The following is a 16,491-nucleotide window of genomic DNA, read 5'->3' as shown; positions in this document are numbered from 1 at the left end:
CTTTGGTAATTTCTTGGTGAATATTATCTCAGGCCTTATTGCATATAGCTTCTTGCCCAAGAAACCTAGCATCAAATATCAAACCGTTAAAACAAATCAACTAGTTATGTTTTAATCGAACTCAGGTTAAAAGATACTAATCTAAAAGATGAAAAACGCATGGCCACTCGTGTAAAGACAGTAAATAGAAATCTAAACAGAAGATTAGAAATTGTTGCTGAAAAACTAGGTATTGATAAGAAGCTAAGTATGCACATAGCACGGCACAGTTTTGGTAATATTTCAGGTGACAAAATCCCTATCCAGATGCTGCAAAAGTTGTATCGTCACTCCTCGATTACTACAACTGTTAGTTATCAGTCGAATTTCATGTATAAAGAAACTGATGATGCGCTCGAGAAGGTTGTTGACTTTTGATTAGGGCTTTCATCCCTATGATAGGTGTCCTGACGAGATAATAGAGGTAATTATCAAAAAAATTAGTATCTTTTTAACTATACAAAAGAAAAATTGAGCAGGATTAATAACTTATTTCACTGAAAGAATGCAAGTAGTTTGCCTACAGGAAGAAGCTTTTTATGCCTTATTTGATAAGGTAGTGCAGCATTTAGAGCATAAAAGAATTGATAAGCCAGATAAATGGATTGACGGTGAGGAGGCAATGTTTCATCTAAAAATTAAATCTACTACTACTTTACAAAAATTAAGGGACGAGGGAAAGATTCGGTTTTCACAACCTCAAAAGAAAATCATTATCTATGATCGAGATTCTATCAATGAATATATTGAAAAACATGCACGTGAAACTTTTTAGTCTATGAACGAGGAAACCAAAGTTGATAAGGATTATAAGGAAGCATTTAATCTTGGCTATGAATTGGCTAAAGAGTTGAGTTTAAAATCTCCAATGTTTAAAAAGGTTAGTTCCGGCAATAATCGTATGAATGCAATGCAAGCAGGTATGAGACAATATAGCCAGAACATAGCTAAAGAAAAAAATAAAGAGTTGGATGAATCTCAAAAATTTGATAATAACTTGCTAAATAAGTTAAAAACCGAATCGAAAAAAGACAAGGGCAAAGGACATGATATGTCCATTTGAATAAATAGATGTCGATATATGGATAGACGAAAGTGAGAGCGAAAAATTTAAAAGATAGATATACTTATGTCCAAAACCTCTTAATAGAAAAACCAGAACTTTAGTTATTGATTGGCTTTATATTAACTAGTGAAAATGACTTTCGACTTCAATCAATCAGTAATTGTTATTTTGCCTTCTTGAAAATATTAAATCATGTTAAATTGTATTTTCTATTTAGAGTAGCTTTGATCGTCAATAATTCCATTAAAATTCTCCTTAATATTGATAAGTAGACTATGAAATTTGGGTATAAGAATCATGTTTATTATTTTAATTTGACTGGAATATAAGGTCGCTAGAAAAATCAATTAATCATATAATTACTTTAAATTATCTTTAAATCTCTAACCTAGATTTACGTTATTCTTTAAGCTTAAATAAGTTTTTCTTAAGCCCTGAAAGGGAAGGTGGATGAATTAAGTTAGCATATCATACCCCTTCCTTTGTCAGGCACAAGAATCACTTCAATATTACTTTAGAACTTCTTTAGATTTCAGTTCTACTTTCGCTACCTTATAATCAAACTTGTATAAATGAAGTATTTGGCTTTTTGCCTCCTGTTTTTTGTGGTAGTTGTTTCATTGCAATCACAAGAAGCTACATTGAATGATTTTCTCTCGACTGCCAAGGAAAATATTCCAGTCCTTATGGAGAATAAAAACCTCCAAAAGGTAGGCGAAATCCAGAACAATATCATCATTGCCCAAAATAGGGCATTCCAAATCAATGTAACCTCTGAAGTTCAGGTTGCACCATATTTCAATAACAATGGAAGGTTTATCGATATAACTACGACTCCCTCTCCAAGAGCTTATGGGTACGATGTTGGTATTACCAATGGCGGACTCTATTCCGCTTAATTGAACGTGACTAAAAATCTATTGAATCAAAAGCTGGTCGATAATCTGCTGTTCCAGAACAAGGTAATGAACAACTCACTTGAACTATCAGCTGAGGACATCGAACATAATCTAGTCAAGAATCTAACAGATGCCTATATCATGGCCTATCGGCTACAATTACAGAAAGATTTTACTATTGAAATCCTAAAAGATCTTGAAAACCGATTAAAGGTGGTCGAACTTTTGGTAAATAGGGCGATTTTGAAGGAAAGCGATTACCTCTTATTACAATTGGACATCGAATCAAAACAACTCGAACTTCAGCAAATCCATATTAATCTTAAAACGGCCATCAATCAATTATACAGTTTGAGCGGTATCCCCTTGACCGAAACGAATAGTCTTTCCGTTCCCAATATATTGATGGCAATTGACCCAAAATTGAATTATTATCAACGAAAATTCGAAAATGACAGCTTACAGGTCGAGGCCGATCAAAAAGTTTTTGAGAACCGTTATCTACCGCAGTTAAGCCTGTACGGAAATACCGGCGTGAATGCCGTGGAACTGACAAACATTAATCGAAGGATCGGATTGAGTGCCGGATTGCGATTTACCGTTCCTATTTACGATGGCAAACAACGTAAGTACAACGTCCAACAAAACGAATTAAAAAAGGAAAGCCTCAAATTTTATAAAGAGAATACCGAAATACAACTTGAAAACAACTTAATAACCATCCAACAACAAATGACTGCTTTGGAAGAAAATAAGATTTTAATCGAAGAACAGCTACAAAAGCAACAAAACGTCTTGGAGATTTACAAAAGTAAATTGGTTCAAGGGCAAGTATCTATCGTCGATTATTTGAACATCATTCAGACCTATAAACTGAACGTACAGACTAAATTACAAATGCAGACCAACCACTGGCTCTTACAGAATCAGTACAATTTTATAAACTGGTAATCTATGGAATATTATTACATTAAAAAATTTATGGTAATTATTGTAATCTTAATGGCGTTGGCCTGTAAAAATAATGCCGATAACAGCACGAAAAAAAAAGCTCCTATTAGTGTTGAGGTTGCAGAGGTGAAGCAACATGATATCAAAGAGTATTTGACGTTTAACGGCGTTACGCTATACCAACAGAAGGAAAACATCCGCTCCAATGTTACAGGTTATGTCTCCTGGATGAAATATAAAATAGGAGATCCCATTCGTATAGGACAGACTTTTGCTACCGTTCGCACCAAGGAACAAGATGCACTAAAAGAAGCTCTAAAAATTGACAGTACCTTGTCAAAATTCGTAATGCCCCAAAGTATTCAAAGTAATGCTTCCGGAGTGATAACAGTATTGAATGTAACGAACAACGACTATTTAGCTGAAGGCGATATTCTGGCCACTGTGATACAACCTAAATCATTGGTCGTACAGGTTAACGTGCCGTACGAATATGAGGATTATGTTTCCGTAGGCTCTAGTTGTGAAATCATACTACAGAACGAAGAATCGATTGTCGCTAAAATTACCGGAGCCTTACCAACGATTGATCCGGTAGCCCAATCGCAAAGTTTTTTGATTGCCCTACCCAACGAAGACCTACCGGAAAATTTAAACGTACAGGTGCGTATGGTGTATCGTGAGGATGCCGAGGCGATAACTGTGCCCAAAACCGCTGTGCAGACCAATGAATTGCTGACCGAATATTGGGTACTCAAGCTGACCAATGATTCGATGGCCATAAAACAAATGGTAACCTTAAAGTTAAAAAATGCTTCGCTAGTGCAGATTGATTCGAATGGATTGCATTTAGGGGATAAGGTCGTTACAACTGGAGGTTATCAAATGCAGGATTCGACCATCGTAAGCATACAGAAGCAATGAAGGATTTACACTCAAAATACAAATTTCCGCTCTTGGCCATTGGCATACTCATTTTAATTGGAGGGATTTTTACATACAAAAATTTGAAAACAGGACTTTTTCCTGACATAACATTTCCGAAAATAAAGGTCATTGCGGATGCCGGACAGCAACCGGTAGACAAGATGATGACCACGGTAACCATTCCGCTGGAAAATATTATTCGCCGTACCGAGGGGCTTCAATATATTCGAAGTACGACTTCAAGGGGAAGTTGTGAGATTTCCGTTTTTGTGGATTGGAGCACTGATATCAATACGGCCAAATCGCAGATTGAATCCTTTATCAACCAATCACAGGGAAGTATTTTACCCAATACGGTCTTTTCAGTAGAGAAAATGAATCCGTCCATACTTCCGGTGATGGGCTATTCTTTGGAAGGCGAAGGATTATCTCAAGTGGATTTAAAAAAAATCGCCAAATACACCATAAAACCTTACCTGGCAGCTACGCCAGGTGTTTCAGATATTGCCGTCATTGGAGGTAAGGACAAGGAATACCAAGTAGAACTGCGACCTGATATAATCAAATCATTGGGAATTTCTATTTCAACTATCCAAAATGCTGTGGTCAACTCCAATTTGTTGCAATCCGACGGGTACATAACCGATTACAACCGTATGTACCTCACGCTTACAGATAATGCTGTCGATGACTTAAACGATCTGCAGAATTTGGTCATTATCAATAGCCCTAGCCGATTGATTCGCTTAAAGGATGTTGCGGATGTAAAGGTCAACGAGGTTAAGGAATACGTAAAAATTCTGGCAAATGGCAAGAACGTACCAATAATCGCAGTTATTAAACAGCCTAATGCCAACCTTATCGATGTGAACAATACCATCGAGCAAAAAGTAATCGAACTAGGGGACATTTTACCGAAAGGCGTAGTCTTAAAACCCTATTACAAACAGGCCGATTTCGTTACGACCAGTATTGCAAGTATTAAAGATGTGCTGTGGATCGGACTGGCGTTGGCCTTATTGGTCGTGATTTTCTTTTTGCGTTCCTTTTCGGCGAGTATGGTGGTTTTGTTTACCATACCAGTTTCACTCTCCTTAACTCTGATAGTGTTGGATACAATCGGCTACACCTTTAACATCATGACCTTGGGGGCGGTGGCGGCCGCCATAGGTTTGATGATCGACGATGTGGTCATCATTATCGAACAGATTCATAAAATCAGGGAAGAGCATCCCGACGAAAATATGGGTTGGTGTGCTCATGAAGCCATTACACATTTATTTCCTGCTATGATTGGGTCTTCTTTGAGTACACTAGTCATTTTCATCCCTTTTATATTGATGACCGGTGTGGCAGGAGCCTACTTTCAGGTCATGGCCTTTAGTATGATGATTGCCTTGGCGGCTTCGTTTTTGGTTACATGGTTACTTGTTCCTGTATTGTCTATTCTATTTTCTAGAAAAAAATCGTTGCAACGAAAACACGAGCCAAAAACAAAGTGGATCCATAGCGTTTTGGGTAAACCAATTATCGGTATTACATTCATGTTCCTGTGTATAGGGATTATTGTTATTGTTCCATCAAAATTGCCCTCGGGATTTTTACCCGAGATGGATGAAGGTAGTATAGTATTGGATTACAATAGTCCCGCAGGGACAACTTTGGAAGAAACCGACCGGATGCTCCAAATCGTCAACGGTATTTTGGATACTCAACCTGAAGTAGAGGCCTATTCCGCGCGGTTGGGTACGCAGATGGGTTTTTTTATTACCGAACCGAACCGTGGCGATTATCTGATTAAACTGAAAGATAAACGCAGTGCGACCACCACAGAGGTTTCCGATGAAATCAGAGGTCGTATCGAAGAAAAACTACCACAGTTGACTATAGACTTCGGGCAAGTAATTGGCGATATGTTGGGGGATCTAATGTCATCGGTACAACCTATCGAGGTTAAGGTATTCGGTGACGACGTAAAACGGTTGCAAGCACTTTCCCAGGAAATAGCTGCTGAGATTGAAAAAGTAAAAGGAACGGCCGATGTCAATGACGGATTGATTGTCGCAGGACCGACCCTTTCCCTTATCCCAAATGTTCCTGTTTTGGCTCAGTTCGGCATGACCCCTGCCGATTTCCAATTGCAGTTACAGACCCAAATAGAGGGAACCGTGGTCAGTACTATGATCGATAGGGAACAAATTGTTGATATCCGCCTAATTTATCCTGATGCGTATAAGACTTCGGTCTCGGATATCAAGAATACCTCAATTCTACTTCCAAACGGTTCAAGTGTACCCATCAATAAAGTCGCTACCATAGAAATGGGTAAAGGCGTGGCGGAGATTAATAGGGAAAATCAAAAATCAATGGGCGTTGTTACAGCACGGTTGAACAATCGTGATTTGGGTTCTACTTTAAAGGATATTCAGTCGCAATTAACCAAAAATATCAGCCTACCTTCGGGATATAGCATCGAGTATGGTGGGGCTTATCAAGACCAGCAAAAGGCTTTTAAGGAACTGTTGATGATTTTGGTATCTGCTATTTTGTTGGTATTTATCGTTATACTTTTCCTTTTTAGAAAAGTCAAGATTGCATTTGCTATTATTGTAATTGCCGTATTAGGCGTGGCAGGTTCCTTACTGAGCCTTTACCTGACAGGAACACCCTTAAACGTAGGTAGTTATACGGGGATTATTATGATAGTCGGTATTATTGGCGAAAACTCCATTTTTACCTACCGACAGTATCAGGAAAGCGATGCTTCGTTAAGCCATGTAGAGAAAATCGAGTATTCAATTGCGGCACGTCTACGCCCCAAATTGATGACCGCCTTTGCCGCTTTTATGGCCTTGATTCCATTGGCTTTAGGCATTGGGGCAGGGGCACAGTTGCACCAGCCATTGGCCATTGCGGTTATTGGTGGATTGGTCTTTGCGTTGCCGCTACTCCTGGTAGTATTGCCTACTATATTTAAGTTGATAAAAGAATAGCTATGGGTATAAAGCCAAAAATAGTGATAATCGGAGCTGGGTTTGGTGGTATTGAATTGGCAAAAGCCTTCCGTAACAAACCAGTTGATGTATTATTGATCAACCGGAATAACTACCATAATTTTCAACCCCTCATGTATCAAGTGGCAACAGGAGGACTGGAGCCTGGGAGTATCGCCTATCCGATTAGACGGATATTTAGAAGATATAAAAACGTAACCTGTAGGATGGCGGATGTTTTCGAGGCGGATGTGCCACAAAATCAACTGTTGACCTCAATAGGAAATATAGCCTTTGACTTTCTGGTCATCGCCACTAGAAGTCAAAATAATTTCTTCAATTTTGAACCGATTAAGGAAAAGTTATTGACCTTGAAATCTATTCCCGATGCGTTGAATATTCGTAGTTTTCTTTTTCAGAACTTAGAAAAGGCATTGACTAATCGAGGTGAAGAATCTTTAGAGGAAATCTTTAATGTGGCCATAGTGGGCGGGGACCTGCTGGATTGGAATTGGCAGGAGCATTGGCCGAAATGAAAAAATATGTACTCCCTAAGGATTTTCCAGAGCTGGATTTCTCCAAAATGAATATCAATCTCTATGAGGCTGCCCCTAAATTATTGGTGGCTTTTTCAGAGCAAGCCTCGGTCAAAAGTTTAGGATATCTACAAAACATGGGCGTCAATGTTTTTCTAAATACCAAGGTAAGCGGTTATGATGGTGGCACAGCATTGGCCGACGGTACCTATTTCTTTACCGATACGGTCATCTGGACGGCGGGTGTTAAAGGCTCTCCTATAAATGGCCTGCCCAAGGGATCCTTAGTCGGTGGCAATGGTATTTCCGTAAACGAATACAATCAGGTATTAGGAACGCAAAACTGTTACGCCATTGGAGATGTAGCCGCCCATATTACAGAAGAAAACCCGAAGGGGCTGCCCATGTTGGCTCCCGTAGCCCAACAACAAGGTAAAAAACTGGCGAAGAATCTTTTGAATTTGATTCAAAACAGATCAATGGAAGATTTTGAGTATAAAAACAAAGGGGTCATGGCAACCATAGGAAGAAAAAAGGCCGTGGTCGATTTGCCACACTACAAATTTCAGGGTGGTTTCGCATGGTTGGTTTGGATGTTTATCCATATCTTTTCGTTAGTAGGTTTCCGCAATAAAGCGGTAGCTTTTTTAGATTGGTTGTCGAACTATTTTAGCTATGACAGGCCACTAGGATTGATTATCAGACCTTACTATAGAACCAAAACCGAAACAAAGTCTGAGCAATGAAGGAAATAATGGATTACTTAAAACAGGATATTAGTATTTTGGTGCATATCGGTGGGATTGTTTTACTGACTTTTATAGCCTATTTTATTATTAATCGTACGATAAATAAATTTATTGACCACTACGGAGACAGGGATAATTTTGACACAACGAATGCAAAATTTCTTCGCCGTATAATAAGCGCAGTAATATTCTTAATCGGTTTTGGATTTGTTATTTTCTTCATTCCAAGTTTAAGACACGTTGCTACTACCCTATTGGCTGGGGCAGGTGTCATCGTAGCGGTTATTGGATTTTCATCCCAACAAGTGTTGGCGAATATTATCAGTGGTATTATGATAGTTGTTACCAAACCGTACCGCATCAACGATCGGATTGCCCTTCGTAATGTGGAAGGTATAATAGAAGATATTACATTGCGGCATACGGTCATCAAAAACTATGAGAACAAGCGGATTATCATCCCTAATTCTATTATGAGCAGCGAGGTCATTACCAATGCGAATTTTACCGACGACATCTGTTGCGAATGGGTGGAGTTATCCGTGGCCTATACCGCCGACATTAAAAAAGCAAAGGACTTGATGAAGGACGAGATGACGAAACACCCCTTATTTATCGACCACCGTAACAAAAAACAAAAGGATAAAAATGAGGATATTGCACCGGTAAGAGTAATGTCGGTAGGTGATTTTTCGATTGTGCTTCGAGCATGGACATGGGCGGCCAATCCGGCAGATGCTTTTTTAATGGGTTGTGACCTACGAGAAAGCATTAAGGAGCGTTTTGATAAAGAGGGCATCGAAATTCCATATCCGTACAACAATGTAATCTTGAAAAATTGAAAGGCATAAAATTAAATATAAAACTAGCCAAATCTAATTAAATTTAGATGTATCCTCATTTTGTACTATTCTTACTGAATGCCTCTGAATAGTGGAATTTAATATTTATGTTCCAGGGTAACTCGGATTCGAACATATAAGTTTAAGAACTTTATTAACATGCTTTTTACTTCTTTTTACTTCTTTTTAATTTATCTAAAGAATTGCTCGAGGTTCTACCTCGGGGTCGAGTGGAAAGTTTGAAAACCTTAGGTTTTCATAAAACTAAAACCAGTTTTCTTCCGCTTGAGACCTCGATGGCTCTGCCTCGGGGTAGTTCATTAGGAACATATTTTCTAACTATCATTTGGATAGTAGATAATATCGCTTTAAAAAATATAATACCATACTTGAATCTAAGAAAGCTAAATTTAATAATAGTTCAATTTAAGCTATATAAACCTATGGGTTATAACGAGCTTTATATTCCAATGGAGTACTCTTAGTAATGGTCTTGAATTGTTTGTTAAAGTTAGACAAGGTCTGGAAACCACTTTTATAGCAGCATTGTGAGACGTTCATTTTCTCCTCAATCAGTAATTTACAGGCATGGCCTATACGAATTTCGCTCACAAAATTTGAAAAGGATTTATTGGCATGTACTTTAAAATAGCGGCTAAAAGAGGTAGGGGTCATATTGGTAATATTCGCCAGCTCTATCAGCGCCATTTTTTGTTTAAAATTTTTCATAACATAAGCATAGACGGTGTACATACGTTCCGTATCCGCTTCCCGCAAGGTATTGGTGTATCCGGGACTTGCCAATAGTTCGTATTCCTTGGTATGGCTAATAAAATTCAACACTTTTAGTAATTGTAAAATGCCTTCAAAACCTTCCATAGGAACCAGTTGTAACAATAGTTTCTGTAATGTATGGGCTGTTTCTCCTGTAAATTCCATTCCCCTTAGACTTTTATGGAACAGCTGCCGTAGTAGTATGGTTTCATCGGTCTGTAGTAGATGATTACCTAAAAAATCGTCATGAAAATAAATGACCACCCCTTCAGACCAGGCTATGTTCATTTCCTGTTGCTGTTCATGATCACTCCGCCATAGATGGGGTAGGTTGGCCCCCGTAAAGGTAATATCACCGGTCTTAAAAGGTTTTACACTATCGCCTATAAAACGGGTACCGCTTCCTTTTAATACCATAAATAATTGATATTCCGGATGAAAATGCCAGTGAGGGTCAAATACTGGTTCACGTAGATGTTTTGCCAAAAAGGCTCTGGATTCCGGTATGGGGGATTTTTGAAGTGCGTTTTTCAAGTGAATAGGAATTAAAAATTAAGTCTTAAAATCTACTAATTCCTGCTAAAATATCAAAAAATATCACATGATGACTGTTTTGTGATATAAAACAGTCATCATGTGATATTTTACAGTGAATTTGTAATATCCTTTTATAGTACTATTGAGATAAGAAAATACAACGCCTTATGAAACTCAAGTACCTATCCATCCCTTTTATATTCATGTTCCTTTTTTTTTCGGCCTGTTCGCATAAGAAAAAGAAACGCGTGGATGACCAACCCCGAAGAATTGAAATGCTGTTTTTGGGACACGCTATAGAACATCACAATTCAAGGGCCTATTTTCCCATTTTAGCATCGGCGTTGACCAAAGATGGTATCAATATTACGTATACCGAAAAACCATCTGACTTAAACTCAGATAATCTGAAGAAGTATGACGGACTCATCATTTATGCCAATCATGAGGAAATCAATAAGGATGAGGAAAAGGCATTACTTGATTTTGTAAAGAACGGAAAAGCATTTATTCCTATTCATTCCGCCAGCTTCTGTTTTAAGAATTCCCCTGCGTATATAGATTTGGTAGGTGCGCAGTTCATGAGCCATGAAACTGGAACCTTTACTGCAGAAATAGTAAATAGAGAGCATCCCATAACAAAAGATCTGAAACCTTTTGAAACCTGGGACGAAACCTATGTGCATGATAAAATAGCCGATGACATTAATGTTTTAATGGAGCGTGTACAAGGGGATCATAGGGAACCATGGACCTGGGTAAAGGAAGTGGGTGAAGGTAAGGTTTTTTACACCGCCTATGGCCATGATGAACGAACCTGGAACAATCCTGGTTTTCAGGAATTAGTGAAATCAGGAATTCTTTGGGCCGTAGATGACCAAGTGAAAAATAATTGGGAGGCCTTTATGAAAGATATGCCAACCTTGAAATATCAGGCCCGTGCCAATATACCCAATTATGAACAGCGAAATCCTGCATTAAAATATCAATTGCCCTTATCTCCCCAAGAATCCGAAAAACTGATTCAGATTCCTGCCGGGTTTGAGGTGCAATTATTTGCATCGGAGCCTGATATTATTAATCCAATCGCTATGAACTGGGATGAAAAGGGAAGGCTTTGGGTCATTGAAACCGTGGATTATCCAAATACGGTAAGAAACGACAATAGTATAGGCGATGATAAGGTAAAAATTCTGGAAGATACCAATGGGGACGGAAAAGCGGATAAGGTTACCGTCTTTGCGGACAAGTTGAACATTCCTACCAGTTTTGCTTTTTACAACGGCGGTATTGTGGTATCTCAGGCTCCACATTTTTTATTCTTAAAGGATACTAACGGTGATGATGTGGCTGATGTTAGGGAAACCCTAATCGATGGTTGGGGAACGCGTGATACCCATGCCGGTCCGTCCAACCTTCAATACGGTATAGACAATAACCTATATGGCGTGGTCGGTTACTCAGGATTCGAAGGAAGCATTTTTGGAGAGGATTTTAAATTCAACCAGAATGTGTACCGATTCTCCCCTAAGAAAAGAATGTTTGAAGTGTTGACCAATACCAGTAACAATACCTGGGGATTGGGATTAACGGAGGACAATTCCATTTTCGCATCGACTGCGAACAATACCCATAGTGTGTTTTTGGGCATACCTAATTCTAATTTTACGCATGTAAAAGGTATTGGGACGGACGGCAGTGCCAAAATAGATGGGCATTACGCTATGCAACCAATTACACCTAACGTCAGACAGGTGGATGTTTTTGGAGGGTTTACCGCTGCTGCCGGACATCATTTTTATACGGCCAGGGCATATCCGGAAAACTATTGGAATAAAATAGCCTTTGTGTGTGAGCCAACAGGCGGTTTGGTACATCAGGCAAAAATCGTTAAGAATGGCGCTGGATATTTGGAAGTGGATGCGGGAAATCTTTTTGCCTCCTCAGATGAGTGGACTTCACCCGTAGAGGCTAAAACCGGACCTGATGGCGTAGTTTGGGTGGCAGACTGGTACAACTTTATTGTACAACATAACCCGACACCCAACGAGGAAAGAGGTGGATATGATGCCGAAAATGGAGAGGGTAACGCTTATGTGAATCCGCTTAGGGATAAAAGCCATGGTAGAATTTATAGGGTAGTCCCCAAATATGATTATGAATACAAACCAATAATATTATCCAAGGAAAACCCAGATGATTTAGTGGCAGCTTTAAGTAGCGACAATCAATTTTGGAGACTGACCGCACAGCGACTTTTAGTAGAACGTGGTGATACTGATGTTTTGAACAATCTCTATAAACTGGTCAATAAAAAGAAGCTCGATGCCAACGGCTTGAACAATCCAGCTATGCATGCCCTTTGGACTATTGAAGGTTTGAATGCGCTGGAAAGCGATAGTAATGCTCTTGGTGTTATAAAAGGGGCTTTGTATAATAACGCTGCTGCCGTACGTAAAGCAGCAATCCAAATACTTCCGAGAACGGAAGATAGTGATGATGTCCTGTTCAAAGCAAATATCTTGAACGATAAGGACCCAAGCGTTCAATTGACGGCCCTACTATATTTTGCGGAAAGGCCAACCTCTCAAAAATTAGGCTTGCTTCTTTATGATGTTGGAAAGAACGAAGCTGTTTTAGAGGATGTTTGGTTGTTCAAAGCACTTTATGCAGCATCGGCGCAGCATGTAGATGGTTTCTTGAATGCTTTTAGGCAGGCTAATCCTACTTATAGAAAAGCATCTGGTATTGCCAATGATTTGAGTGCCGCCAATTATGATGACTCTGATTGGGAGACTATGGAAATCCCCCAGTATATGGAGGAAGCTGGTCTGGAAATTGACGGAGTAGTTTGGTTTAGAAAGGATTTGACCTTACCATCATCCGCCTTAGGGAAGAGCGGTTCAATATCATTGGGACCCATAGACGATTCTGATATAACCTATATAAATGGAACTGAGATTGGTAGTATGGCAGCAAGTCCTAATTCCAACAGAAACTATGATATTCCTGAAGGTGTGTTGAAGGCGGGTAAGAATACCGTTGCAGTAATGGTGGATGATAATGGTGGTGATGGTGGAATTTATGGTAGATCTTGGCAATTAAACTTGAGGATTGGTGAAAGTAGATACCCTTTAGCTGGAGCATGGAAACATAAGGTTGTTAAGAATTATTCGAGTCAAGAAAAGATGGCCTATACGGCAGCTGATTTGGCGGCACTTCTCATGAAAAATTATGGAGTACAGGAAGGTGCTATATCCGATGAAACTGCCAAGGATTTTTCCAATGCCAAAGTGGTCGTAATTAAAACGATTACCAATGAAATGAAGTATGACGTCACCCAATTTGAAGTAAAGGCTGGGGAAGAAGTAGAATTGATTTTACAGAACCCAGATTTTATGCAACACAACTTAGTGATTACAAAACCCGGTAAAAAAGAAATCGTAGGAGCAGCTGCAGATAAAATGGCGGCAGATCCTAAAGCTGCGGAACGTAATTATGTACCACAGGCCAATGACGTTTTACATGCCACACCTTTATTGAATCCAGATGATTCCTATTCGTTGAAATTTAGAGCACCATCCATCCCTGGTGAGTATCCCTATATCTGTACGTTCCCTGGTCATTGGCGAATAATGCAAGGGGTGATGATCGTAAAATAAACCCAAGAACATAGCAGAATACGAAATGAAAAATAAGATAAATTTTGGGGTAAGTACTTGGTTGTGGCAATCGCCATTTTCGACCGATAGTATATCCCTATTTCCAAAAATAAAGGAACTGGGTTTTGATTTGGTGGAGATTCCCGTGGAAGATCCAGAACTGATAGATGCATTGGAGATTAATAAAGCATTAAAGGATAATGGCTTGGAAGTCTCTGTTTGTGGTGCATTCGGTCCTACCAAAGACCTTACCCACGAAGATTCAAAGGTACACAAGCAATGTTTTGATTACCTGGAGCAATGCTTTGAACTATGTAATGCCTTGGATGTTAAATTTTTGGCAGGGCCTATGTATTCTGCAGTTGGGAAGGCGCGTATGATATCTCAAGAGCAACGTAAAAGGGAATGGGACTTGGCTGTAAGCAATTTGCAGAAGGTATGCGTCATGGCCGATGCAAACGGACTATCGATTGCCTTGGAACCTTTGAACCGGTTTGAATCGGATATGGTGAATACCGCCGAAGATGTCATGAAATTGGTGAAAGATATCAACCATAAATCCGCACGGGTTTTGTTGGACGGATTTCATATGACCATTGAGGAACGAAATATTAGGGAGGCCATTAATACCGTGGGTGATAAATTGATCCATGTACAGGTTTCCGAAAACCATAGGGGAATCCCGGGAACAGGACTTACTCTTTGGCAAGATTTTAAGATGGGCATGAAGGATATAGATTATAAGGGAGCCGTGGTCATAGAGAGCTTTACACCAGAAATCAAGGAACTGGCGGCGGCGGTCTGTATTTGGAAGACCATGGCCAAAAGCCAGGATGAATTTGCCCAAAAAGGATTGGAATTTTTGAGACGAACGTTTAACGATTAAGAGCATAACAATGAGCGAGAAGAAAATAAAAGTAGCCATTATAGGACTGGGTTTTGGAGCCGAGTTTATCCCCATTTATAAAAAACATCCGCATGCTGAGCTGGTGGCTGTTTGTCAGCGCAACGATGAAAAATTGAACGAAATCGCCGATGCCTTTGACATTCCCAAAAGATACACCTCCTATGAGGAATTATTGCAGGATGCGGAAATCGATGCGGTGCATATCAACACGCCTATCCCTAATCATGGCGAGCAATCTATTAGGGCACTCAAGGCGGGCAAACATGTGGCTTGTACCGTACCCATGGCTACAACGGTGGAGGAATGTAGACAAATTGTGGAGCTTACAGAGAAGACAGGCCTCACCTACATGATGATGGAAACCGTAGTGTATGCAAGGGAATTTCTGTATATGAAAGAACTTTTCGAGAATGGTAAACTAGGAAAAATCCAATTTTTAAAAGCAAGCCACCAGCAGGATATGGACGGCTGGCCGAACTATTGGCCAGGACTGCCGCCTATGCATTACGCGACACACTGTGTAGGTCCAGTATTGGGTTTGACGGAAGATGAGGCGGAATATGTTTCTTGTTTTGGCTCCGGAACCATTAGGGAAGAATTGATCAAGGAATACAATTCCCCATATGCCGTAGAAACAACACATATAAAATTCAGAAATTCCGATTTGAGCGCCCAGGTATACCGTTCCTTGTTTGATGTAGCCCGTCAATACCGTGAAAGTTTTGAAGTCTATGGTTCTAAAAAATCAGTAGAATGGCCTTTAATAGAAGGAAAACCGTTGGTGGTACATACCGCCAAAAAACCGGAACATGAAATACCTGAAGAAGTTGAAAGTCCGGATTTTGCAAAACTGTTACCCAAGGAGATTCAGTCATTTACCAAGGTGGGAGTTTATGATGAAGATGATAATACCCACCTATCCTTTACCCAAGGTGCTGGTCACGGCGGTTCGCATCCACATTTGGTACATGCTTTTATAGATGCCTTGGTTACGGGAGAACAACCCTATCCTAATGCTAGACAATCAGCCAACATTACCTGTGTAGGCATATTGTCACACGAATCGGCACAAAAAGGAGGGGAAATTATTAAACTACCAGAATTCACCTTTACTAACTGAGGTTAAACCTAAAATGGTAGCATTGAACAATGTTAGGAAAAAAATATTGATAAGTGCATTTTCTATAGGTATAGGAGGAATACCCTCATGTAGAATTAAAACAATTTGTTGATTAAATAATTATTGAAAAGTATTTGGATTTGACCTTAGAGTCCAAGTAACTATCTAAATATTTTAAAACATAACCTTAATTAACCACAAAAACCAAATTATTTAACCGATGAGAAAACAAGATTATTTGAGGTATACAATCAATCCTGTCCTAAACGTTTTCAAGAATGAATAACTTTACTGTTTTCATTGACCTAAAGCTACCGTTTTGGTTTTTTTCAGAATAGAACCCCCTGTACGATATTTTGTTTAGGCGGCGGATGGTCTTGAAAAGGGTGGTCGAGCCATTTTTGGAGGTCTACCTTAACAAAAAGGTTGAGTCTTATAAAAGCGACCAGATTTGATAAGTACCATTTGTATTTTGCCATAGCTTTCAGT

Annotated in this window: 13 protein-coding genes and 1 pseudogene; 13 read left to right on the top strand and 1 reads right to left on the bottom strand. The window is 39.4% G+C overall.

Annotation, left to right across the window (positions count from 1 at the left end):
• The first annotated feature begins 159 nt into the window (after positions 1 to 159).
• From ES765_RS20380 to ES765_RS20340, 10 genes and pseudogenes are all read left to right on the top strand, one after another.
• Positions 160 to 417, top strand: a complete 258-nt coding sequence (locus ES765_RS20380; RefSeq protein WP_249356632.1) for a tyrosine-type recombinase/integrase — start codon at positions 160 to 162, stop codon at positions 415 to 417.
• Between the two features lie 127 nt (positions 418 to 544).
• On the top strand, positions 545 to 814 hold the full coding sequence (locus ES765_RS20375) for a helix-turn-helix domain-containing protein (protein WP_138116221.1): 270 nt from the start codon (positions 545 to 547) through the stop codon (positions 812 to 814).
• Between the two features lie 3 nt (positions 815 to 817).
• Positions 818 to 1,102 carry a hypothetical protein gene (locus ES765_RS20370; protein ID WP_138116219.1) on the top strand — a complete coding sequence of 95 codons (285 nt, stop codon included), beginning with the start codon at positions 818 to 820 and terminating at the stop codon, positions 1,100 to 1,102.
• 575 nt (positions 1,103 to 1,677) lie between these two features.
• The gene (locus tag ES765_RS20365; protein WP_138116217.1) at positions 1,678 to 2,004 is read left to right on the top strand and encodes a hypothetical protein; all 327 of its coding nucleotides are present in this window, start codon (positions 1,678 to 1,680) and stop codon (positions 2,002 to 2,004) included.
• A 66-nt stretch (positions 2,005 to 2,070) separates the two neighbouring features.
• Positions 2,071 to 2,955: a TolC family protein gene (locus ES765_RS20360; protein WP_138116215.1), complete on the top strand. Its 885-nt coding sequence runs from the start codon at positions 2,071 to 2,073 to the stop codon at positions 2,953 to 2,955.
• Between the two features lie 3 nt (positions 2,956 to 2,958).
• Positions 2,959 to 3,879 (top strand): efflux RND transporter periplasmic adaptor subunit, encoded by a 921-nt coding sequence (locus ES765_RS20355; RefSeq protein ID WP_138116213.1) that lies wholly within the window; start codon positions 2,959 to 2,961, stop codon positions 3,877 to 3,879.
• On the top strand, positions 3,876 to 6,875 hold the full coding sequence (locus ES765_RS20350) for an efflux RND transporter permease subunit (RefSeq protein ID WP_138116211.1): 3,000 nt from the start codon (positions 3,876 to 3,878) through the stop codon (positions 6,873 to 6,875). Before ES765_RS20355 ends, ES765_RS20350 begins: the two co-directional genes overlap by 4 nt.
• Before the next feature lie 2 nt (positions 6,876 to 6,877).
• A pseudogene (locus tag ES765_RS23060) lies at positions 6,878 to 7,785 on the top strand (NAD(P)/FAD-dependent oxidoreductase); the annotation flags it as partial.
• A 30-nt stretch (positions 7,786 to 7,815) separates the two neighbouring features.
• Positions 7,816 to 8,157 (top strand): hypothetical protein, encoded by a 342-nt coding sequence (locus ES765_RS23055; RefSeq protein ID WP_410504826.1) that lies wholly within the window; start codon positions 7,816 to 7,818, stop codon positions 8,155 to 8,157.
• A complete protein-coding gene (locus ES765_RS20340; RefSeq protein ID WP_138116209.1) occupies positions 8,154 to 9,002 on the top strand; it encodes a mechanosensitive ion channel family protein in 849 nt (282 codons plus the stop codon). Before ES765_RS23055 ends, ES765_RS20340 begins: the two co-directional genes overlap by 4 nt.
• A gap of 441 nt (positions 9,003 to 9,443) precedes the next feature.
• On the opposite strand, the gene ES765_RS20335 is transcribed toward ES765_RS20340, so the two are convergent.
• A complete protein-coding gene (locus ES765_RS20335) occupies positions 9,444 to 10,310 on the bottom strand; it encodes an AraC family transcriptional regulator (protein WP_138116207.1) in 867 nt (288 codons plus the stop codon).
• 170 nt (positions 10,311 to 10,480) lie between these two features.
• Here ES765_RS20335 and ES765_RS20330 point away from each other — a divergent pair, with 170 nt between their 5' ends.
• The 3 genes from ES765_RS20330 to ES765_RS20320 are packed head-to-tail and all read left to right on the top strand — an operon-like array spanning position 10,481 to position 16,002.
• Entirely contained in the window at positions 10,481 to 13,975 is a 3,495-nt protein-coding gene (locus ES765_RS20330; protein WP_138116205.1) for a PVC-type heme-binding CxxCH protein, read from the top strand.
• Between the two features lie 25 nt (positions 13,976 to 14,000).
• Positions 14,001 to 14,861 carry a sugar phosphate isomerase/epimerase family protein gene (locus ES765_RS20325; protein WP_138116203.1) on the top strand — a complete coding sequence of 287 codons (861 nt, stop codon included), beginning with the start codon at positions 14,001 to 14,003 and terminating at the stop codon, positions 14,859 to 14,861.
• Between the two features lie 10 nt (positions 14,862 to 14,871).
• Positions 14,872 to 16,002 carry a Gfo/Idh/MocA family protein gene (locus tag ES765_RS20320; RefSeq protein ID WP_138116201.1) on the top strand — a complete coding sequence of 377 codons (1,131 nt, stop codon included), beginning with the start codon at positions 14,872 to 14,874 and terminating at the stop codon, positions 16,000 to 16,002.
• The last annotated feature ends 489 nt before the right edge of the window (positions 16,003 to 16,491 follow it).

Source organism: Maribacter sp. ACAM166, from assembly GCF_005771495.1.
GTDB lineage: Bacteria > Bacteroidota > Bacteroidia > Flavobacteriales > Flavobacteriaceae > Maribacter.
Note: the sequence above shows the minus strand (reverse complement) of the source record. Positions and strands in the feature narration are given on the sequence as shown.